The organism is Bradyrhizobium sp. 132 (assembly GCF_023074185.1).
Classification (GTDB): domain Bacteria; phylum Pseudomonadota; class Alphaproteobacteria; order Rhizobiales; family Xanthobacteraceae; genus Bradyrhizobium.
In genome coordinates this window covers 50,058-70,905 of the sequence record NZ_JADPKY010000194.1, presented here as the reverse complement: position 1 = coordinate 70,905, position 20,848 = coordinate 50,058, and the positions used below count along the sequence as shown (strand labels likewise).

Annotated in this window: 23 protein-coding genes and 3 pseudogenes; 19 read left to right on the top strand and 7 right to left on the bottom strand. The window is 60.0% G+C overall.

All coding sequences use genetic code 11. The features are described from left to right. Positions 1 to 4 precede the first annotated feature (4 nt). Complete coding sequence (locus tag IVA74_RS40590) at positions 5 to 1,213, top strand: IS91 family transposase (protein WP_247353761.1); 1,209 nt, start codon at positions 5 to 7, stop codon at positions 1,211 to 1,213. Positions 1,214 to 1,808: 595 nt separating this feature from the next. Here the strand turns inward: IVA74_RS40590 and IVA74_RS40585 are convergent. Then, entirely contained in the window at positions 1,809 to 2,180 is a 372-nt protein-coding gene (locus IVA74_RS40585; protein WP_247353759.1) for a hypothetical protein, read from the bottom strand. Here IVA74_RS40585 and IVA74_RS40580 point away from each other — a divergent pair. The 6 genes from IVA74_RS40580 (at position 2,179) to IVA74_RS40555 (ending at position 7,589) form a co-directional block, all read left to right on the top strand. After that, positions 2,179 to 2,505 carry a hypothetical protein gene (locus IVA74_RS40580; protein ID WP_247353758.1) on the top strand — a complete coding sequence of 109 codons (327 nt, stop codon included), beginning with the start codon at positions 2,179 to 2,181 and terminating at the stop codon, positions 2,503 to 2,505. The two genes, IVA74_RS40585 and IVA74_RS40580, sit on opposite strands and share 2 nt — an antisense overlap. Next, complete coding sequence (locus IVA74_RS40575; RefSeq protein ID WP_247353756.1) at positions 2,505 to 3,077, top strand: hypothetical protein; 573 nt, start codon at positions 2,505 to 2,507, stop codon at positions 3,075 to 3,077. The genes IVA74_RS40580 and IVA74_RS40575 overlap by 1 nt, the downstream gene beginning before the upstream one ends. A 156-nt stretch (positions 3,078 to 3,233) precedes the next feature. After that, on the top strand, positions 3,234 to 3,809 hold the full coding sequence (locus IVA74_RS40570) for a hypothetical protein (RefSeq protein WP_247353755.1): 576 nt from the start codon (positions 3,234 to 3,236) through the stop codon (positions 3,807 to 3,809). Then, entirely contained in the window at positions 3,806 to 4,594 is a 789-nt protein-coding gene (locus IVA74_RS40565; protein ID WP_249804371.1) for a metallophosphoesterase, read from the top strand. The genes IVA74_RS40570 and IVA74_RS40565 overlap by 4 nt, the downstream gene beginning before the upstream one ends. Before the next feature lie 302 nt (positions 4,595 to 4,896). Beyond that, positions 4,897 to 6,153: an AAA family ATPase gene (locus tag IVA74_RS40560; protein ID WP_247353751.1), complete on the top strand. Its 1,257-nt coding sequence runs from the start codon at positions 4,897 to 4,899 to the stop codon at positions 6,151 to 6,153. A gap of 161 nt (positions 6,154 to 6,314) precedes the next feature. Beyond that, entirely contained in the window at positions 6,315 to 7,589 is a 1,275-nt protein-coding gene (locus IVA74_RS40555) for a DUF2130 domain-containing protein (RefSeq protein WP_247353802.1), read from the top strand. Positions 7,590 to 7,731: 142 nt separating this feature from the next. Here the strand turns inward: IVA74_RS40555 and IVA74_RS40550 are convergent, their stop codons facing one another. Further along, complete coding sequence (locus IVA74_RS40550; RefSeq protein WP_247353750.1) at positions 7,732 to 7,953, bottom strand: hypothetical protein; 222 nt, start codon at positions 7,951 to 7,953, stop codon at positions 7,732 to 7,734. 355 nt (positions 7,954 to 8,308) lie between these two features. Then, entirely contained in the window at positions 8,309 to 9,220 is a 912-nt protein-coding gene (locus tag IVA74_RS40545) for an abortive infection family protein (protein WP_247353748.1), read from the bottom strand. 72 nt (positions 9,221 to 9,292) lie between these two features. Between IVA74_RS40545 and IVA74_RS40540 the strand changes: the two genes are divergently transcribed. The 11 genes and pseudogenes from IVA74_RS40540 (at position 9,293) to IVA74_RS40485 (ending at position 15,793) form a co-directional block, all read left to right on the top strand. Beyond that, positions 9,293 to 9,925 (top strand): hypothetical protein, encoded by a 633-nt coding sequence (locus tag IVA74_RS40540; protein WP_247353746.1) that lies wholly within the window; start codon positions 9,293 to 9,295, stop codon positions 9,923 to 9,925. A 14-nt stretch (positions 9,926 to 9,939) separates the two neighbouring features. Next, positions 9,940 to 10,125, top strand: coding sequence for an ATP-binding protein (locus tag IVA74_RS40535; RefSeq protein WP_247353744.1), 186 nt, complete (start codon positions 9,940 to 9,942; stop codon positions 10,123 to 10,125). Next, positions 10,122 to 10,883, top strand: a complete 762-nt coding sequence (locus IVA74_RS40530; RefSeq protein WP_247353742.1) for a hypothetical protein — start codon at positions 10,122 to 10,124, stop codon at positions 10,881 to 10,883. The genes IVA74_RS40535 and IVA74_RS40530 overlap by 4 nt, the downstream gene beginning before the upstream one ends. A 409-nt stretch (positions 10,884 to 11,292) precedes the next feature. Beyond that, positions 11,293 to 11,787, top strand: coding sequence for a DUF262 domain-containing protein (locus IVA74_RS40525; protein WP_247353741.1), 495 nt, complete (start codon positions 11,293 to 11,295; stop codon positions 11,785 to 11,787). A gap of 131 nt (positions 11,788 to 11,918) precedes the next feature. Beyond that, positions 11,919 to 12,197: pseudogene (locus IVA74_RS40520) on the top strand (abortive infection family protein); the annotation flags it as partial. A gap of 174 nt (positions 12,198 to 12,371) precedes the next feature. After that, on the top strand, positions 12,372 to 12,692 hold the full coding sequence (locus tag IVA74_RS40515; protein WP_247353739.1) for a hypothetical protein: 321 nt from the start codon (positions 12,372 to 12,374) through the stop codon (positions 12,690 to 12,692). Beyond that, complete coding sequence (locus IVA74_RS40510; RefSeq protein WP_247353737.1) at positions 12,689 to 13,117, top strand: hypothetical protein; 429 nt, start codon at positions 12,689 to 12,691, stop codon at positions 13,115 to 13,117. The genes IVA74_RS40515 and IVA74_RS40510 overlap by 4 nt, the downstream gene beginning before the upstream one ends. A gap of 8 nt (positions 13,118 to 13,125) precedes the next feature. Further along, positions 13,126 to 13,329, top strand: a complete 204-nt coding sequence (locus IVA74_RS40505) for a hypothetical protein (RefSeq protein ID WP_247353735.1) — start codon at positions 13,126 to 13,128, stop codon at positions 13,327 to 13,329. Positions 13,330 to 13,360: 31 nt separating this feature from the next. Continuing rightward, positions 13,361 to 14,317, top strand: coding sequence for a Fe-Mn family superoxide dismutase (locus tag IVA74_RS41345; RefSeq protein WP_346731004.1), 957 nt, complete (start codon positions 13,361 to 13,363; stop codon positions 14,315 to 14,317). Between the two features lie 94 nt (positions 14,318 to 14,411). Next, complete coding sequence (locus tag IVA74_RS40490) at positions 14,412 to 15,008, top strand: hypothetical protein (protein WP_247353733.1); 597 nt, start codon at positions 14,412 to 14,414, stop codon at positions 15,006 to 15,008. 50 nt (positions 15,009 to 15,058) lie between these two features. Next, positions 15,059 to 15,793 carry a sulfite exporter TauE/SafE family protein gene (locus IVA74_RS40485; protein WP_247353731.1) on the top strand — a complete coding sequence of 245 codons (735 nt, stop codon included), beginning with the start codon at positions 15,059 to 15,061 and terminating at the stop codon, positions 15,791 to 15,793. Positions 15,794 to 15,885: 92 nt separating this feature from the next. On the opposite strand, the pseudogene IVA74_RS40480 reads toward IVA74_RS40485, so the two are convergent. Then, positions 15,886 to 16,098, bottom strand: a pseudogene (locus IVA74_RS40480) (ABC transporter permease); the annotation flags it as partial. Between the two features lie 2 nt (positions 16,099 to 16,100). On the opposite strand from IVA74_RS40480, the pseudogene IVA74_RS40475 reads away from it, so the two are divergent. Then, positions 16,101 to 16,265 (top strand): annotated as a pseudogene (locus IVA74_RS40475) (ester cyclase); the annotation flags it as partial. Between the two features lie 394 nt (positions 16,266 to 16,659). Here IVA74_RS40475 and IVA74_RS40470 read toward each other — a convergent pair. From IVA74_RS40470 to IVA74_RS40460, 3 genes are all read right to left on the bottom strand, one after another. Continuing rightward, positions 16,660 to 17,532, bottom strand: coding sequence for an SDR family oxidoreductase (locus IVA74_RS40470; RefSeq protein WP_247353729.1), 873 nt, complete (start codon positions 17,530 to 17,532; stop codon positions 16,660 to 16,662). Further along, entirely contained in the window at positions 17,529 to 19,373 is a 1,845-nt protein-coding gene (locus IVA74_RS40465; protein WP_247353796.1) for a glycoside hydrolase family 15 protein, read from the bottom strand. Before IVA74_RS40465 ends, IVA74_RS40470 begins: the two co-directional genes overlap by 4 nt. A gap of 279 nt (positions 19,374 to 19,652) precedes the next feature. Next, positions 19,653 to 20,756 (bottom strand): DNA topoisomerase IB, encoded by a 1,104-nt coding sequence (locus tag IVA74_RS40460; protein WP_247353727.1) that lies wholly within the window; start codon positions 20,754 to 20,756, stop codon positions 19,653 to 19,655. Positions 20,757 to 20,848: the final 92 nt, after the last annotated feature.

Genomic DNA, 20,848 nt, shown 5'->3' with positions numbered 1-20,848 from the left:
CGTCGTGTCGCGTCCATCGCTGGAGGTCGCGGACATCTTCCGTGGCCACGGCCCGGCATGGCGCCGGGCCAATGCCGGTCATATGAGCCTCGGCCAACTCAAGGTGATGTCGGCGATCGAGAGCTGCCGCACGGCGGCGCTCGGCGGGCATGTCGCGCGCTGCGAGCAGTGCGCGCATACCCAGATCTCGTACAACTCTTGCCGCAACCGGCACTGCCCGAAGTGCCAGGGCGCGGCGGCAAAGGACTGGCTGGCGGCGCGCGAGGCCGACCTGCTACCAATGCCGTATTATCATGTCGTGTTCACACTGCCGGCGGTCGTCGCCGACATCGCCTACCAGAACAAGGCTGTCATTTATGATTTGCTGTTCAAGGCTTCGGCCGAGACTCTGATCACCATCGCGGCCGACCCCAAGCACCTCGGCGCCCGCGTCGGCATCACCTCGGTTCTCCATACCTGGGGGTCGGCCATGACCCATCACCCGCATGTCCACATGATCGTGCCGGGCGGCGGCATCTCGCTCGATGGCGAGCGCTGGGTGGCGTGCCGCCCCGGCTTCTTCCTGCCCGTGCGCGTGCTCTCGCGCCTGTTCCGGCGGCTATTCCTGGAGAGGCTGCTCGCCGCACACCAGGCCGGCCGCCTGAAGTTCTTCGGCGATCATGCCGCTTTCGCCGATGCGCAGGTGTTCGCGGCGTATCTGGCGCCGCTGCGCCGAACCGAATGGGTCGTCTATGCCAAGCGTCCGTTCGGTGGGCCACAGGCCGTACTGGCCTATCTGTCGCGCTATACCCACCGCGTCGCCATCGCCAACAGCCGGCTGATCGCTTGCGACCGCACCGGCGTCAGCTTCCGGTGGAAGGACTATCGCGCCGATGGCCGTGATCGTCAGACACTCGCCACCGCCGAGTTCATCCGCAGATTCCTGACCCACGTCCTGCCGCACGGCTTCCACCGCATTCGCCACTACGGCCTGCTCGCCAGCGGCACGCGCGCCGACAACATCGCCCGAGCCCGCCGCTTGCTCGACGCATCAACGGCACAGCCCGAGGCCGCGGATACCAGACGCGCCGAGACTGAGGAACCCAAGCCGTTATCGCATCCATGCCCGTGCTGCGGCGGTCGCATGATCATCATCGAGACGTTCCAACGCGGCTGCTCGCCGCACACCCGTCCCGCGGCAGCGCCTGCCACGATCAGGATCGACACATCATGATCAGATTAGATTCGATGCACCACCCCAGTGCTGCACTTCTGCTGCGCCAGCTATCCGCCGGCAACGACCATGCGCGCCGTCGCGCTGCTCACGATAGTCGCCGTGTCGTACCATCACCGCCGCGTAACTCCGATTCTACCCCTTGCAATCGGCCGAACCGCTTCGACGCGCCTGCGATCGCCTGCCGAAAAAGCTCCCAACCCACCTCGGCAAAACACCGGCAAGCGTCCAAATCCCCATAGCGCCTGACGCACCACCCAGCCACATCTTCCGCGGTTTCCTCCTTTGAAGGTTTGCGTACGCCAGCCCCCGGTGCACGCCGCGCCACCTTCGTGGGGCCGCCATCCGCAAACCTTCACAGAAGCGGCCAATCAGGAATGGCCCGCTTGGGCGAGGTCAACCGCCACTACCTCTCGGGCATAGACGCCACTGACGCGCCGAAATTCGACGCACTTCTTAAACGCGATCTATCACACCGCGTGGAGAGACCTTTACGATATCCCCTCGCTACTAAGGCCGATAGTTCTGCCGAATTTACGCTTCCGTCTTATTCCACAAAGTGGCCGAAGGGACGGTGTGGCAGAATCCTAACCGGTTACTTTCGAAACCGCACCCCTTCGCCGGAATTCTTCGAGGCCGCGAAGAACTCAATACCGTACTGGTCTTCTAGGACGCGTTGCATTGCTACGAGAACTTTTCGACGCCGAGGATCCATTTTCTCGCTCTCGTCTGTCTCGACGACGCTCACCGCCTGCCGCGTGACCCCTGCTTGTAGAGCCAGCGTCGCTTGGTCAACTCCCGCTAGAACTCGACCCGCACGGATAAGACGAGGCGGCGGCCAAATATCTTGCCCAGTTGACGCTTCATTAACCATGGCATTGACTTCGCTGGAATTATTCCATTGACCTGTTGACTTCTGCGCCGAGATCGCCGACATTATTCCAGCGAACAACGGAACACCCGTCATGAATTACCACGACTACATCGCGAGTCGCAGCTGGCGTCAAAACCCGGCTCGGCTTGCCGAACTCAAAGCCGCCGGTTTCCGCTGCCGAGTCTGTAACCACGATGGCAGCCTCGGCGCAATCGAGGTGCATCACCGCACGTATGAGCGCCTTGGTCACGAAGCGCTCGGCGATTTGACGGCGCTCTGCCGGAATTGCCACCGCGTGGTGACGGATCATCTGCGCCGCCTGCGCTACGCGCATTGGGTGCCGGCACACGCCAACATCCGCCCGGTACTGCAAAGCCCCTCCCGGCTTTTTGACCCCGCGTTCAAGGAGAAGATCTGATGTCAGTCGAGAAACTCCGCATTCGCCTGACGGGGGAACGACCGCTCCTGATGCACAGCTCGCGCTTGGCGGATCCTCTCGAGGAGATCAAGATCGATATCGACCGGCTGACGAAGAAGCGTGACAAGACTATCGCCGATCACCAGCAGATCGCCAAGATGGAATGGTATGGCGGTCTCTGGTTGCAGGACGATAAGCCGTGCATTCCTTGCGAGGCTGTCGAATCGGCGTTCATCAAGGCCGCGAAGACCAAGCGGAAGGGCAATCAGGCAAAGGCCGGGTTCTCTTGCGGGATGTCTCCGCCGCTTCAGTATGAGGGACCGACGGATCTGCCCTCGTTGTGGGAGAACAAAGATTTCCGATTCCGGTTTCCCGTGAACGTCAACGATTCGAAGGTGATGCGTACACGTCCGCGCTTCCCCACCTGGTACGTCGACGTCGATGTCGAATTTCTGCCGAGCCTGCTCAATCCGAACGAAGTGATTGAGATCCTCGAGATCGCTGGTCTGCGCGAGGGATTCGGCGACTGGCGCCCTAAGTTCGGCAAGTTCTCGGTCACCAAGATGGAATAGGTTCGCTGCGGCGTGGCGTGGCGGGGCGTGGCCCGGTGAGGCATGGCGTGGCCCGGCAAGGCAAGGCGAGAGCCCGTAATTGGCGCTGCTCCTTCTAATCTTCTTCTCAACTCAGCAGGGATTGACGTGCGGCTGGTCCGCGCGACCGGGAGAACATTGCATGCGCAAGAAAGAGCCGGCACCACGGAGGCCGCGTTGCCGGCCTCTGTAACCGTGGCCTACAGCTTGGCGGCCGAGGAACCGCGATGGCTGACTCTCGGGGATGAGCGCTTGTGGCCCTTCAAGGCAGACGACACCACGCCGTTGGCGTGGTGGCGGACGCTGCCATCGGATGCGTTCGGCAACGCCGAGCGGCTCATCCTGCTGGCGACCCTCGAATCGATCGATGTGCTCCATAGCGGCGACGACTGCGCAGCCGCGATGAAAGGAGACCCGGCCGCGGCTATCGGCTTCGCATTCTCCTTGATGCCGATCAACGACATGACGCTCCAGGTCGACATCGCCATGACCGCGCTGCTGCGTTGCGCACTTGAGCGCAATGCGGCGGCGGCGCTGGTGCTCGCGCAGGTCACTGGGTTGACCGACCTTGGACACCCCTACGCCATCGAGATCGCCGCGTCGTGGCTCGTTCACGGCCGGTGTTCCTCGGATAATCCGCGCAAGTTCGGCGAGGCCGAAACCGTGCTGCTGACCGCTTTCCGGGAACGTCACCGTTATGATGGTGACGCATGAAGTTGCAGCCCTTTTCAGATATCCATGCCGACGTCGCTCCAGTGAAGAAGATCACGATCGTGGATGACGTCGATGCGGTTATCGTCCCCGGCGACACTTGCGAAGGTGCTTTGCGTGCCTTCGAGCACCTGCGCGAGATCGTACCATTGCACGTACCCATCGTGATGACGCTAGGCAACCACGAATTTTACCGGCGCTTCATCCCCGACGAACTGGCGTTGGCACGTTCCCATGCTTCCAGCTTCAACATCCACGTGCTGGAGAACGACACCATCACGCTGAGTGGCGTTGGCGCGGCCGGCAGCGTCCGCTTCGTCGGCGCGACGCTGTGGACTGATTTCCGGATCTTCGGTGAAGCCAACCAGGCCGCGGTTATGAACGCCTGCGCCAAGGCGATGAACGATCACCGCCTGATCGGATGGCAGAAGAAGCCGTGGCTGCGGTTCAGGCCGCAAGAAGCGGCGCTTTTGCATCACCAGTCCAAGGCGTATCTGGAAGGCGTTCTGGCGACGCCGTTCGATGGCCCCACCGTCGTCGTCAGTCACACCGCCGTACATTGGAACTCTGTGCATCCCAGGTACCGGAGCGATCCTGTGACCGGTTCGTTCGTTTCCGACCAGTCCGTGCTGATCGAGCGCTACCAGCCGACACTGTGGGTCCATGGCCACGTCCACAACTCTTCCGATTATTGGGTCGGCCAGACGCGGATCCTGTGCAACCCGCACGGCTACGGGTCCGAGAACCCTGACTTCAACGACGCCATGGTGGTGGAGCTCGAGGCATGAGCGCCGACGATGTAGATGACTTCGATCTGCCCGCGGTGGAGCGGGATGCCGTGGTTACGGGTGCGGCAGCCGATTCGGCTGACTGGGAAGAGCGTTACGAAGGACTGCCCAGGCTTCTGCGCTATGCGATGCTGGTCAACGATAACGCCAATCACGTCGAGCAGCGGCTGATGGCCGAGATCGACCAACTCTGCCCGAATTTGTCGCTCAACGCGGCCTGGGCGGCGGCGTTCAATGCCGGCGCCGGTCTTGCGCTCGCTGCCGAGCTAGACCGCCGTGCCGTTACGGAGGATGTCCCGAAATTGCGCGGTCTCGCCGACAGTGTTCGGTTGCTTTCCCTTCCGGCGCCGAGCGACGGCGCGTTCCTCAGAGATCACCAGCGCGTGGCACAGGCTCTATTGCTCGCTTTCAGGGCGACCGATCATAAGTGCGACGAACAGCTGCGCTGCGACGTTGAGCAGTTCGTATTCGGCTGGGCGGCGTTGCCGGCCTGCCGCCACATGATCGTACGACACCAATCGGCCGCGATGAACGCGGTCGTCATCGGCTCGCACATGGCGAAGCACCGCATCGCGGCCGCGCAGGATGCCGCGAGACGAGAACATGAAGAAGAGGAGCAGGCCCGAGAGGAAGCGGAGAAGGAAGCAGCGGAGATCCTGCAGCAGGTCGCCACTCCGGGCGAAGGGGTGCCTGAACAACACCTTGTGGTCGCTCGTCTGAGTGACGAGGCGATGAAGAACGTCAAGCTCAGAGAGATATTGGGGCCGTTGAAGAGCGTCATCAACATTGCCTTGCCATTGGTCGAGGTGCCGCCGCTCCATCAGGTGCGCGCTACGCTTCTGTTCGAATTCCCCTATGCCAAGGATGCTATCGATTTTGCGCTGGCTGATCTTGTCGGCCGCACCACGGTCCGGTTGCGGCCGCTCCTGTTGGTTGGCGACCCCGGCGGCGGCAAATCCCGATTTGGTCGCCGCCTCGGAGAGGTTCTTGGCCTGAACGTCTGGCGGGAGAATGCGTCACGAGCTGACGGCGCCGTGTTCGGCGGTACGGACCGCCGCTGGTATTCGGCGGAGCCGTGCCATCCCTTTCTCGCTGTGGCGCAAGGCAAGACCGCCAATCCGATGGTCCTGCTTGATGAATTGGAACGTGCTGCGACCCGTTCCGACTATGGGCGGCTATGGGACTGCCTGCTCGGCTTCCTCGAGACGGAAACCAGTACGCGCTATCCAGATCCAGCGCTGCAGACGAACCTCGATTTGTCGCACGTCTCATACGTCGCCACGGCAAACAGCTTGGATCCGCTGCCGAGCGCAATCCGGGATCGCTTTCGCGTGGTCATATTTCCGAAGCCGTGCGCGGACGATCTCGGTGCGCTCCTGCCGGCCGTGATTGCGGACTTGGCTAGGGAACGCGGTCTCGACGAGAGCTGGGTGTCACGACTCGACGGCGCCGAACATGCCGCGGTCGCGCGGAACTGGCGAGGCGGTTCGGTGCGCCGCCTGCGCCGGGTCGTCGAAGCCATCCTGCGCGAACGCGACCTGCGCGCCACGAGGAACTGATCATGACGCACGACCCCGCCGAAAAGTCGAAACCGACAGCACCGCACAGGGCTTCGCCATTGCCGCGACCGACACGATTGCCGGGGATAACGCCGCCACCCGGCCCGAGCAACGTCGAAAATCCCGATACTATCAAGACCAATCACCACAGGACCGCGACCGTGAGCGACCCACAGATCATCTGCACGAAATGCGGCACCGAGATCAAGCTGACCGAATCGTTGGCGGCTCCGATCGTCGCCGCGTCCCGCAAACAGTTCGAGGCGCAACTCGCGGCCAAGGAAGCTGACTTTGGCCGCCGCGAGGCTCACCTCCGGCAAACGGAGGGTGATCTCGCCAAGGCTCGCGAGACCCTCGACGAACAGGTGGCGATCAAGATGCGCGCCGAACGCGTGGTCATCGCCGAAGCCGAGGCAAAGAAAGCCCGTCTGGCGCTGGCCGATGATCTTGGCCAGCGCGACCGGCGGCTTGCCGATCTGCAGCAGATGCTTGCCACGAACAACGCGAAGCTCGCCGAAGCCCAGCAGGCCCAGACCGATATGTTGCGTAAGCAGCGTGAGCTCGACGACGCGAAACGCGAAGTCGAGTTGACGGTAGAGAAAAAGGTGCAGGAGAATCTTGGCGCCGTCCGTGACAAGGCCAGGCTCGAAGCGGAGGATGTATTCAAATCCAAGGTCGCCGAAAAGGAGGCCCAGCTCGCCGGCATGCAGCGCCAGATCGAGGAACTGCGTCGTAAGGCCGGCCAGGGTTCGCAGCAGTTGCAGGGCGAAGCGCTCGAAATCGAGCTTGAATCCTTGCTCCGCAGCCGCTTCCCGCGCGATCTGATCGAGCCGGTGGCCAAGGGCGAGTTCGGTGGCGACGTGGTGCACGGGGTGGTGGCCGCCAATGGACAGCGCTGCGGCACGATCCTCTGGGAGTCAAAACGAACGAAGGCCTGGAACCATGCCTGGCTCGGCAAGCTGCGCGATGATCAGCGCGCCGCGAAAGCGGACGTCGCGCTGATCGTCTCGAGTGCTGTACCCAAGGAGGTCCAGAGCTTCGATCTCGTTGAAAACGTCTGGGTAGCGGAGCCGCGCTTCGCTATTCCGCTCGCCGTCGCGCTCCGCCAGTCGCTGATCGACGTTGCCGCCAGCCGAAAGGCGCAGGAAGGTCAGCAGACGAAGACTGAGGTGATGTACGCGTACCTCACCGGCCCCCGCTTCCGACATCGCATCCAGGCCGTGGTGGAGAAGTTCACCGACATGAAGGCCGACCTCAATCGCGAGCGCAACACCATGACGCGGTTGTGGGCCAAACGAGAGGAGCAGCTCAACAGTGTGCTCGATTCCACCGCGGGGCTTTATGGCGACCTCCAGGGTATCGCCGGCAGTGCTATGCAAGAGATCGGGAGCCTGGATGTGCCGATGATCGAGGCGACGGGCGAGGCGGCTGAGTAGCGCTTAGGACAAATTCATCCATCGAATGTTATGGAATTTTGTTTGAGTAAGCTGTGAGGGCCCATGAACAGGCGCTTAATCACCATGGGTGGGGACAGATCTTGAGACGTTTTCTTGATAGCGAGGTCGTTGGTCACCTTCTTCAACCGCGATAGTTTTCAGCATGCATCGTCGCACTGCCATCCAAATAGGTCGTGATGCTGTTGTGCGCGCGTATCAGGCCTTCGATCTCAACCCACTTCGGCTCGAACGGCTTTCCCTTAATGTCCAGTGGATATCGGAATCTGTCACCTTTGGGATCAGCCTCGTGCATGTGGGCGATTTGCTGCCGAACGATGAGACCCCAATCATCATCGGCAGACACGCCCAACGGTCCATGTATCCGGCAAGCTGATCCCACAACTCGAGTAAGTGATGGCCGGCCAGGTCTGCCTTTTTCTCGTCGGTCTTAGCGAATTCGTCGATGGTGCTCTTAATCGCGAGTTCAACTGAATGTCTCGCAAGGAAGAACAGCGGGCTCGAAAGATTGCTTACCCTTTACCTCCCCTCTTCGAAGACTTTCCGAGCCAGCTCTTGAAACGCGCGTTCGTAGCTGTAAGCTACAAATTCCCACGTGCTGTTGTAGGAATTTATATCGCTGTCTTTGTGGACAAATTTAGTAATTTGGGAATGCCCATCAAACTCTGACAAGTCCAGTAGCTCGTCGAAGGTTTCTGCCATTATTTCTTCCGCCCGCGTGCTTCCCACGTCTCAAGGATGAATAACGTCATCGTGTGCGCCGCGTGCACCGCCAGACGCGCATGCCGGGCCTCGATTTTGTATGTTTTGATACCGTGACCATGCGCCGATCCTTCATGGGTTCGAAGTGCACCCACACCGGCAGCTATGCTGAAAAGACCCGACAGAATCTGCTTGAGATCATCATCGGCCATCTGGCCCGGAGAGAGCCCCAGGTTTTTGGCCACTTCGGTCCACAGGGGCGCGATGGTCTGCTTGTTCGGAAGCGGAATGCCCTCGGTTTCGAGGTAATGCTTGCAAACGGCCTCAACGATCGCACAGGCCGCTGTCACCGCGGCGCCAGGGTCAGACCCTATCGAGTTGTAAGCCCGCTGGTATTCGAGGTCTACCGCTGCCAAACCACCCATTTTTAGCCGCTCGCCAAGGGACTTTGAAGGCCCCTTCAGGTGCGCTCCGATGATATAGCCGCCCCGTTGATAGCTCAGTTGTTCTTTTTCGAGGACGATCCTGATGCGCTCCCGAGCGTCCCCGTCCTTCTCATACTGCTCCAACCGCCACGGCGTGGGTTCGACATCCATCATCTCGGCTATCAGGGCGCCAAAAAGGCTCAGCGGGTCGGCGCATTCCGCATTTGCCCGACGCAACCACGAGAGGCATTTATGGGTCTTGTTTCCTTCGGGCGGATCGCCCGGAAACCCGGCCTGCATAAACAGAGCATTGAGTTCGGCGTGGGTATAGTGTGTGTCGAGAATCGGGCCTGCTGTCCCTATCAGCGACGGCGGAATCTGGGGCATATCAAAATCCATGCCCTGACGGGCCTTGGGGGATGCGATGGTAGACGCGAGGTCGTTCTTTAAGGCGATCAGGAAGAAGCCTGCGCAGTACTTTATCATACACTACTCATCGGAGATGCTTTTTGACGAAGATCTTGAGGGGAATTCTCCCGCATCACTTCGATCGTCGTCATGCATTACTCCACGGGCCAGACGCAGAGCTTTGCCTTTCACCTGTCGGCCGACCTGCTGAATATCCACAAGGAAGATGTGGACGCCAATCTCGATGAGATCGAGATGGACCTCCTCTCTAGGTTTTACAAATTCGCTCGCGACCGCCGTTTAATGCACTGGGTGCACTGGAATATGCGTGGCCAGATATTTGGCTTCGAACATCTTGAACACCGGTATCGGAAGTTGACTGGGCTGGACGCCCCAAACATCCCGGTCGAGGTTAGGCTGAATTTGAACGATATTTTGCGAGAGCGCTACGGACAAGACTATGCGCCTCACCAGCAGCTTCCAAACCTAATGCGCCTGCAAGGCGACATGCCAAAGGGTTTTCTCGAAGGTAAGGAGGAATCCGAATGCTTTAGCCGGCGCGAATTCATCCGAATGAACGAATCGACGAACACTAAGGTTCACTTTTTCCGCCACGTCATTGAGCTTGCCCTCCGCGGTAAACTGAAAACGGCCGGTCGATCCCTTGCTGACCGCATTGACCGGCTTCTCGAAAGTCGCACCTCTCGCGTACTGGCCTTTACCGGCACCGCCCTAGGCTTGCTAAGCTGGATAGCTTGGTTGGTCCTGCTCACCAGACGCTAATCGGAACCTGCGAAATGCTTACGCTAACGACAGAATCCGAGCTGACATCTCTTCATGCTGGATTGGTCAAAGAAAGCCTGCATCTCGAATACAAAGCGTCGGATGCGGTCGACAAGAAAAGCGACTCAAAGAAGCTGGAAATGGCTCGGGATGTTTCGGCATTCGCCAATGCTGACGGCGGCCAAATTGTTACGGCATGAAGGAGAATAGGGACCATGAGCCAGATGGATTGGATGCCGGACTAGACCCGCGGGAATATCCCGAAATCTGGTTTGAGCAGGTTTTCCAACAGCACGTCACGCCGTTGTTGACGACCGTAAAGCCTCGGCACGTACCCCTTTCAAATGGGCGGGTGGCAGTTGTGATCGATATTCCCGCCTCCAACACCGACCCACACCAAGTCGATGGGCGGTATTATCGCCGGCACAACTTCAATCGCCTGATAATGGAGCACTACGAAGTCCGAGACATGTTTCGGCGTTCTACAAATCCGGACCTCTTCATCGAATTCTATTTCGACAAGATGTTGAAGTACCACGACCTGCACTACCCATCAGAAGCGGAGGAGAGTGCCCCGATGGGTATGACGCCTGTAATCTCGAACCGGTCGAACACACCGTCGCGTTATGCGGTCGTAAATATCTTCGTTGATGAGCGTCTGAAAGTTCTGAGCACCGCTTACGAAAAGCTTGCCGTCGCGAAGGTGAATGGCTTTCGTGCCATTCCCTACCGGCTAACGTTCTACCCGAACAAGTCTATGCCCATCTTCAAAGAACAGCCAACTCTCATGCCTGCATTGGGAATAGTCGTTCCCATATCGATACTCTACCGGCCCAATGACTACCTTATCGGCTTTGAAATTCGCTCTCCCGGCTGTCAGTGCGACGACTCCAATTTCCTGATTGTCGAATACGGCCGCCGTCTATCAATCGTGACCAAAGCAAACGAGACTAGCTAAAGAAACCAGTGCACCACTGCACGCGCCTGCCTAGGTCACGTCGACAACTTGTTTGAAGATTGGCGACCAATTGAGTTCCTGATCACCGCACCATCAGCGACAGGTAATAAACTGCGTTACCGCACTCACCAAGACCAGCAGCATAACCGCTGTGAACAATGAATACATGGCGTATTGCATTCCGGCTTCGGCCCCAAACGTCATTGCTGGTCACCCGTCTGCGAACGATCGGATAAATTCTTTACTCATGTTCCGAATATTCGAATGACCGGACGCTGTCGGCGCTCGTACTCCGGTTCAATTCTAGGATGTTCCCAGAGGTAATCTCGAGTTCAAAGTCCTTTTCGGAGGCCTTTTGCTTGATTTCCGGCCCCATCGCTGCAACTTGTAGTTAACCGTCGAGGGATTCGTGGCTGAACCGCTCAACATCCGCAAAATCATTCAAGAATTGCTGGCCGGGCGCATGCGTGTCCCTAACTTCCAGCGAGGATTCGTCTGGGACCCGGAGCGCGTCGCCTATCTGATGGATAGCATTTACAAGGGCTATCCCGTCGGCTCGATCCTCCTGTGGCGCACCAAACAGGAGCTGACCCACGAGCGTGACCTCGGGCCTTTCCACCTGCCCCAAAATGACCCCGAATACCCGACCGACTATATTCTCGACGGCCAGCAGCGCATCACCTCGATATTCGGCGTTTTCCAAACCGAGATCGCTCTCATCAACAAACCTCTCTGGGCCAAGGTCTACTATGACATGAAGGCCAGCGAGAACGCGCAGGAGTCGTCATTCACTGCGCTGGACGATGCAGAGGTCATCAAAGCCCAGTACTTCCCCATCGGCTGTCTGTTTGACCCGGTACTCTACCGCAAGCAGACCAAGGATTTTGACGACCCGACGATTTGAACCGCCCCGGGTTTGCCGGAGGCTCCATCTCCTGAGAGGATGGAGCCATGACGAGCAAGACGACGAACAAGTTTTCACCCGAGGTCCGGGCCCGTGCGGTTCGGATGGTTCTGGATCACGCGAGCGAGCAAGCGGTCCGTGACCCGCTCGGCCTGACGCCGGACAAGACGGGCGTGGCGGACGACATCGCGAACGATGTACGCACGATCTTGGGCGGCCTGAATTCCGTCGTGAACGGCGTCGGAGCTCTGCGAACCCATGGTGGCGACGCGCACGGACGGGAGCGTGGATACCGTCGGATCGACCCGCGCATTGCAAGGTTGGCTATTCACTCAGCCAGCACCGTCTCGCTTTTCTTGGTGGAGACTTGGCAGAAGAAGTTTCCGGCGCGACAACTCAAGCCGCACTGATCTGGGCGCGCTGCAATATTGCCGCACCAGGCTCATGATCGCGCCCAGACACCAAACGGCCGTATTGCATTTATCGCTTCGCTGAACTATTACGTGCCCAGGGGAAATGCAGTCGCCCCTTGAGGCTTCGGTCCAAGAACTGTGCATCGCTCGACTTGTCGAGGAATTGCACGCATGGACGAAAGCCGGCCCCCAGTTCCTCCCGTCGATGTTCAATTGCCGTCTGCTTCCGAGCGGACGTCTGGCGATTTTGATCCGGTGCCAATGGCGCCGGCGAAGGCTGACGAATCCTCGGCCGCCGCCTTGCAACGCCGTTCCGAACAAGTCGAGCCTTGCCGAGCCGATCTCGCGGACGGGTCTTCGGTCGCCATCTATTACCGAGATGAGCTGGAAATACGCGATGGCTTCCTGATTGCGCTGCGCGCAATGGGGCTTGCCGATGCGGAACGGCCCTCCGATCCGGCTACGCCTCCCGTAGGGAGGGCAAAGCCGTGAGGGCGCGCTATTTCGCCTGCCTGCTGCCGATTTGCGAGCTGTCGTTTGCCTGCGGACCGACGGCGTCGCGCAGCTCGGCCGATGCCGTCACGTTCGATAGGGCAGAACGGCTTGCCGATTTTGATTTTGCCGCCTGGGGCAAGGGCGGTCCGCCTAAATGGTCGATCATTGATAACGACGCCGGTCGAGGATTGGCGCGGACCGGCCCGGAGCCAAGCGATAAGCGCCTGGCATTCGCCTTTTACCGGCCCTTCACCGTACGTGACGTCTACGTCTCGACGCGCTTCCTGACCGACGGCAAGAACGGCCAGGCCGCAGACTGGTCGTTCGGTTCAGATCGCCCGAAGAACACTACGCCGTACGCGCTGACGCAATCGAGAACAGCGTCACCTTGTACCGCGTTGCCGGCGGACGGCGAGAGATGATCGGAAGCATGGATATCAACGTGTCGGGCGAAGCGCGGCACACACTTGCTGTCTCGGCGAATGGGGACCGCTTCACGGTAATTTTCGACGGCAAGGAACTTATTGTCGCGACGAACAGGAGGTTTCCGGGCCCACCCGGGAAAATCGGCCTGTGGATCCAGGCCGACAGCACGCCTCTGTTCGAAAGCCTCGCAGTCTCAATCATCCACTAATTGGAAACCAGACGACCAAAGGAGAACTACCATGCGCTACCAACTGGCACCTCTTCATTGCCGACCCTGGACGTTGAACGGGATCTCCGCCCGGCTCATCGAAAGCCACTATGAAAACAACTACGGCGGGGCCCTCAATCGCTTGAACGCCATCTCCGAGGAAATCGAGCGCCTTGATCTCGGCAGCGCTCCCGGCCCGTCTCTTGCCCGCCTGAAGCGCGACGAGATTGTCGCGCTCAACTCGACGCTTCTGCACGAATTGTATTTCGCAAGCCTCGGCGGCGACGGACGCGTCGTGCCGGACGGCCTCGCGAGCGCCATCGCAAAGGATTTCGGATCGGTGGATCGCCGGCGCCAGGAATTCGTCGGCATCGCGTCCGCGCTGGCCGGTGGCTCGGGCTGGGTGTTGCTGACCTATGTTCCGCGCGACGGACGGCTCATCAATCAGATCGCGTCGGAACACAGTCAAAGCATCGCTGGCGGCGTGCCGATCCTCGCCCTCGATATGTATGAGCACGCTTTCCACCTGGAATTCGGCGCCAATGCCGGCGCCTACATCGCTGCCTTCATGCGCAACATCGATTGGTCCTCCGTAGAGCAGCGTTATGGGGATGCCATCAAGGTCGCGCCTCCGCGGCCGCTGGAGCAAAAGGAGTTTGGCGACGTGCCGTCGATCTCCGTCGAGGAAGTCCGGGACATGGTGAAGTCGGGGACGCCCGTTCAGATCATCGATACGCGACCGAAGCACTACACCACGAAGGCCCAGGACATCATGGACGGAGCCGTGTGGCGCGACCCCGAACGCCTCGACGACTGGATCGGCACCCTGTCGAAGACCGAGCCCGTCGTTACGTTCTGCGTCTACGGTTTTCACATCGGATGTCAGACGGCTTCGGCGCTGCGCAAGGCCGGATTCGATGCCCGCTACATGGCCGGTGGACATTATGCGTGGAAGGCGATCAAGGGCCCGGTGAAGCTCTTTGAGTGACTTGGACGAGAGCACAGGGACCCGCCCAATGCTTCACCCGCAACGCCGCTGGGGCATCATCGCAACCATGATTTTCTTCATTGGAGTAAGTGACATGTCGAACCATGCGATCAGCTTCGAGAGCACGCAGACGGGTGTCGCGCCCGAGGGCTGGACCTCGACCCTCACGGGATCGGGCGCCCCAAAATGGACCATCGAAAGCGACGAGACGGCGCCGTCGAAATCGAACGTGCTCAAGCAATCCGTCCGCGCGACGTATCCCCTGCTGTTGAAGAACGACAGCAGCATCAAGGACGGCTTTGTTGAAATCAAATTCAAGGCCGTCGCGGGATCGCAGGACCGCGCCGCCGGCGTCGTCTGGCGCGCGAAGGACGCCAACAACTACTACGTGACGCGGGCAAATGCGCTGGAGGACAACGTCGTTCTCTACAAGACCGTCGGTGGCGTCCGCAGCCCCCTCGACGTTGTTGGCCGCAAAGGAGGGTACGGAATCGACGTTAAGGTACTGGCCGACACCTGGCACAGCCTTCGCGTCGATTTCAGCGGCTCGCGCTTCCGCGTGTCGTTCAATGGCAAGCAACTGTTCGAGGTCGAGGATTCCACCTTCGTCGATGCCGGCAAGGTTGGGCTGTGGACCAAGGCCGACAGCGTGACGCTGTTCGACCAAGTCACCTACGGTGAAGCGAAATAGGACGGGTCGACGAAGGAAAAAAGCCGCCTTGGGGGCGACCGATGGATGGAATGTTTCTGGTTCTTTTTTGTTTGGCCGCCTTTGCCGGCGGCTTTGTCAGCGGGTTTTCTGGATTCGCGATGGGGCTCGTCGTGTCCGGCGTATGGTTGCATATCATCACGCCGGTCCAGACCGCGGCATTGATTGCGGGATATGGCCTGCTCACGCAGGGTTACGGCATCCTGAAACTGCGCCAAAGGCTGAACTGGCGGGCCATCTGGCCGCTGTCGCTCGGCACGACGATCGGCATCCCGATTGGCGTGCTCCTGCTGACCTACATCAACCCGCTCTACATCAGGCTCGGCGTCGGCGTGCTGCTGGTACTTTACGCGATCTACAGCCTGGCCCGGCCGGCGTTCAAGCCGATAAAGATTGGCACAGCACCCGACATCGGCATCGGCTTCGTCAACGGCTTAGTTGGCGGACTGACCGGACTGGGAGGCGTCGTCTCGACCATCTCCTGCCAATGGCGCGGCTGGAAGCGGGACGAGCAACGGGCGGTGTTTCAGCCGGTGCTGTTCGCGGCCTTTGTGGTGATCTCGATTTCGATGGCCGTCACCGGCGCCTTCACGGGGGACATCGTCAAATTGTACGGGCTCGGTCTACCGTTTCTGCTCGTTGGCCTCTGGAGCGGCTTCAGGCTCTACGGAAAGATCGACGACGAGATGTTCCGCAAAGTGGTGCTGATACTGATCCTGCTTGCCGGCCTTTCGCTGATCGTGCCGGCCCTGCTTGCCAAACCGTGAGGATGCATCTCGCTGAAGACGGCGACGGACGGGAAAATGACCGTCAATCCCGCGCCGGCAAAGCAAGCGCGTCGGACGGTCTCGTCAGGTCGTCACCCCTGCGCTCCAATTCGGTCGAGACGTAGCCGATGCCGATTATCGGTCAGTAAGCGTGCGCCACCCAGCACGGCGGCCAACGTTCCCAGTCCGGTCCCGCCCGCGAACAGAAACATGATCAGCAGCTGGTATTTTACCGCGTCGACCGGCTCGACGCCCGCGAGGATTTGGCCGGTCATCATCCCCGGCAGGGAAACGAGACCGATCGCCCGGCGACTTTTTGGCGGGATCACTGCCTGCGAACACAGGGCGCAACATGAAGTTTACCGGTACGACCGTCCTGAAGCTCAAGGATGGCAAGATTGTCGAGGAGATCGGCCTCGACGATGGTGTGGCGGCCCTGACACAGCTTGGACTTATCAAGGCTGCCGCATAGGCGTATTTCTCTAGGCGTATTTCCAATGTGACGAACAGCGGGCTGGCGCTGCTCCCAGGAGCAATGATGAGGCCCCAAGCAGCCCCCAAAGACCCGCAGTAAGCCAGATGGCCATGGGAGCTACGGCTACTTTTCGGGGCGTAGCGGTCGCGAGGTCTGGCTCAGTGCTTTTTCCTCTTTTCTATGACCCTTTTTCGGAGAGATGGATTGGCGCTTCAGAGCGGACGCCAGTGCTCTCGCTACCTCGCGGGCGATCTTGCCTGCGCCCATTGCGCGTGCGCCATTTGGCAATGCTCATTCCTCCTCTTGCCGAAGGCCCCATGCCGCAACACCCGCATGCTTTGGCCGTTCCGATTGAGCCCCCTACACTTTCGTTGCGAATCGTAAGCTTTGGCTATCCCCCACTTGTAAAGCCCGGGAAAAGCATCATGCCGCCGTCGATGAACAAGGTGGTGCCAACGACGTAGTCGGCCGCATCTGAAACCAGCCAGGCGACCGCTTGCGCGACATCATTTGGCTCACCGATGCGCCGATAGGGGACGAGTGTCATCAGGCTGTCGTAGGCTTCCTTGGTTTCCCAGGCGGGTCGGTTGATCGGGGTACGGATGGCTCCAGGAGCGACGCCATTCACCCGGATCGCCAGCGGAGCAACTTCCTGCGCCAGGCTTCGCATCATCTGCATGACGCCGCCCTTTGAGGCTGCATAGTTCTCATGACCCGCCCAAGGGATCTCCTGATGGACGGAGCTCATGCAGACGAGTTTGCCCGCTGCCGCTGACACGTTCTTCACTACACCTCGTCTCTTGAACTCACGGATCGCTTCTCTGGCGCAGAGAAATTGGCCGGTGAGATTGACGCCGATGACTTTGTTCCACTGTTGGAGCGTCATCTCGTGAAACGGCGCATCACGCTGCAATCCGGCATTGTTCACCGCGATGTGCAGCGTTCCAAAGTGACCTATAGCGCTGGAGAACATCGACTGGACGTCCTCCTCGTTGCTGACGTCGGCCTTGATAGCGATCGCCTTCCGGCCAAGCGCTTCGACTTGATGGGCCACATCGTCCGCTGCTTGTGGGTCAACGACGTAGTTGACAACTACATCAGCGCCAGAGGCCGCGAGCCCAAGGGCCACCGCGCGCCCGATTCCCGAGTTCGCTCCCGTCACCAGCGCAGGCTGCCCTTCCAGCACGACTGGAAAGCGAACCGGACCTTGAGGTCGCGCCTCCGGACCGGCTGAGGCAGCAGCATCAATCGGCTTCTCTGTCATACTTGCCTCCTCGTGGTGCCCTTACTTTCCTGCTCCTTGCTCGGAAGCGCTTTCTTGCCACCGCGATGCTCGGAAGGCTTTTCGCGGTGAGTGAGATTATGAGCGGTGTTCACCAGGGCGATGTGAGAGAAGGCCTGGGGGAAGTTGCCGACCAACCGATTTCGCTCTGTGTCGTACTCTTCCGACAGCAGCCCGACGTCATTGCGCAGAGTAAGAAGACGCTCGAACAATGCCTTGGCGTCAGCATCGCGGCCGATCAGGTGATAGGCATCCGCGAGCCAGAAGCTGCAGGCCAGAAACATGCCTTCGCCAGGCGGCAGGCCGTCCTTAGCCGCCTTAGTATCATATCGCTGCACAAAGCCGTCCTTGAGCAACTCGCGTTCGATAGCTTCAATGGTCGAGATCACCCGCGGATCTTCGGGCGGCAAGAAACCTATCGCCGGGATCAGCAGCAGGGATGCATCGAGCTGGGACTCACCGTAGACCTGAACGAAGGACTTCCGCTGTTCATCGTAGCCGCGTTGGCAGACATCTTCCTGAATGGCGGCGCGCTGCGCTTTCCAATCGTCCACGGGACCGTGCATCCCGAACTCGTCGGCCGATTTGATGGCGCGATCGAAAGCGACCCACGCCATTATCTTCGAGTAGGTGAAGTGCTTGGCGCCGCCTCGCACTTCCCAGATACCTTCATCCGGCTCTGTCCAAATTCCTTTGAGATGATCGAGGAGGGCACATTGGATTGCCCAGGCTCGCTTGTTCTCGCGCAGGCCGCCGCGGCGCGCCTGGTATAAGGCGTCCATCAACTCGCCATAGACATCAAGCTGAAGCTGAGTGTGGGCCGCGTTCCCGATACGCACAGGTTTTGAGTTCTCGTATCCCGAAAGCCAAGGTACCTCCCACTCGGTCAACCTGCGCTCGCCTGTAACGGCGTACATGATCTGCAGCTGGTTCGGGCTTCCCGCCACCGCGCGGATGAGCCAGTCTCGCCAAGCGCGCGCCTCGTCGTAGTAGCCGGCCCCCATCAGAGCCAACAGCGTTAGCGTCGCATCGCGGACCCAGCAGAAGCGATAATCCCAATTGCGAGAACCGCCAATTTGCTCTGGAAGCGAGGTTGTGGGCGCAGCGACAATCCCGCCGCTGGGTCCAAACGTCAGTGCCTTGAGAGTTATGAGAGATCTCAGAACCTGGTCCGAATAGGGCCCCGCCGCTTCACAGCGGCTGGACCAATCGCGCCAGAAACTTTCCGTACGATCCAGGAGAAGCGACGGATCGCCAGGAGCCGCTGGATGTTCATACGATGTCTGATAGGAGAGAACGAAGGCAACACGTTGGCCCTGTCCGACGGAGAACGCGCCGACTGTCTTCATCGATTTGCCGTGCAGCGGCACCCCCGTTCTTAGCACCAGCATAGACGCTCCCGCGACCAAGCTGACCGCACCATCCTCCAGGCGGCTCACCCAGGGTACACTGACCCCATAGTCGAACCGTGCGACCAGTTCGCTCCGCATCTCGACGGATCCTTCAAGGCCCTCAACGATCCTGACGACCTTCGACACGCCAGTCTTCGGCGGCATGAAGTCGAGGAGACGCGCGCGGCCGGTTTTAGTCGCGAAGACGGTCTCCAGGATCAGCGTGCCGGGAAGGTAGCGACGTTCGTTCGAATATCCGTCGACCGGGCGAAGGCTCCAGTATCCGTTGTTCTCGTCTCCCAGGAGCCGCCCGAAGCAGCTATCGGAATCGAACCGCGGGAAACAGAGCCAATCGATTGAGCCGTCGCGCCCGACCAGTGCGCCGGTCTCGCTATCGCCAATAAGCGCGTAATCTTCGATCCGGGCCATCAGGACACCCTTGGTGGTCAATGGAAAGCCGCGCCCTCCAGTTCCGCGTTCAGGTGGTCCCGAGCATGTACTTTCGTCTAGAGCGCTGGCAACGCGGAAACAGAAGGGATGGTATCAGCACCGCGCCGTATCGCCGCCGTAACAGGTCCGCCGGCCCTCACCACTCCCAGCACCCGCATTTGAATGGAAGGCCCGTTTTTCGCCGACGAAAAGAACCCGCCGTTTGAGGCGTGGCTGGCAGCACCGAGGAGTAAGCAGGCCTCTGGAGAGTGGTACAGGAGCCTAGGCGGGAGCCTTCAGAGAATTGAGACGCTTGCGCAGAAATGCCAACACCATGATCTCGTCGGAAGTGAGCTTGGCGTGCTGGCGCTTGAACTTCTGCGCGATCTTGGCTTCAATCATCTTCACGAGGGCACCGGACATGTAGGCGTTCAAGACTTCCGGGTGCACGTAGCACTTGCGGCAGATCGCCGGTGTGTTGCCGAGCTGCTTCGAGACGCTCTCGATTGCCGCGACTACGTTGCGCTTCGCCTCGGCCTGGCTATCGTACTTTTTGAACTCCGCAAGCGCCAGCGCCGCCAAGACCGTCCCCGCCCAAGTGCGGAAATCCTTGGCGCTGAAGTCCTCTCGCGTGATGTCCTTGATATAGGCGTTGACGTCGCCTGAATCGACGGTACGGGGCTGTCCGTCGTCATCGAGGTACTTGAAGAGCTCATGTCCAGGGATCTCGGCGCAGCGCTTCACGATCGCGGCTATCCGCTTGTCCTCAACGCGAAGCTTCCATTGTTTGCCCGACTTGCCCGTGAAGTCGAACCGAAGGATGCCGCGCCCGACCTCGACGTGCTTGCGACGCATGGTGGTGAGCCCGTAGGACTTGTTTTTCTCGGCATACTCCGCATTGCCGACCCGGATCAATGTCTTTTCCAGAAGACTAACGATCGTGGCCAGCACCTTCTCGCGGGGCAGTCCGTCCCGCGTCATGTCGGCGGCGACCCGCTCCCGCAGCGCGGGCAGCGCGGCAGCGAACAGGATGATATTCTCATACTTGTTCTGGTCTCGCAGCTCGCGCCACTTCGGATGGTAGCGATACTGCTTCCGACCCCGCACATCGAGCCCGGTCGCCTGGATGTGGCCGTTCGACGACGGGCAGATCCACACGGATTCGTAGGCCGGCGGGATGCCGATTGATTTGATGCGTCGGATGACGGCCGCATCGGTGATGCGCTTGCCGTCCTTGTCGTAGTAGCCGAAAGTGGTTCCATTCCGCTTGCGCGTGTAACCCGGCGCGGAGTCGCTGACGTACCGGAGGCCTTCTTCCGCGATGGTAGCCGCCACTTCGACGGTGCGGTCCAGAACCTGTTCGTCGTTGCCGGTCTGTCGGAGCATGGGCCTGTCCCTCGGAAGCACCCTGGGATCGAGGCTCCACTCCTCCCTAAAGGGATGAAGACCCCGGTTAGTTCCGTTCTGAGATCGGTGGA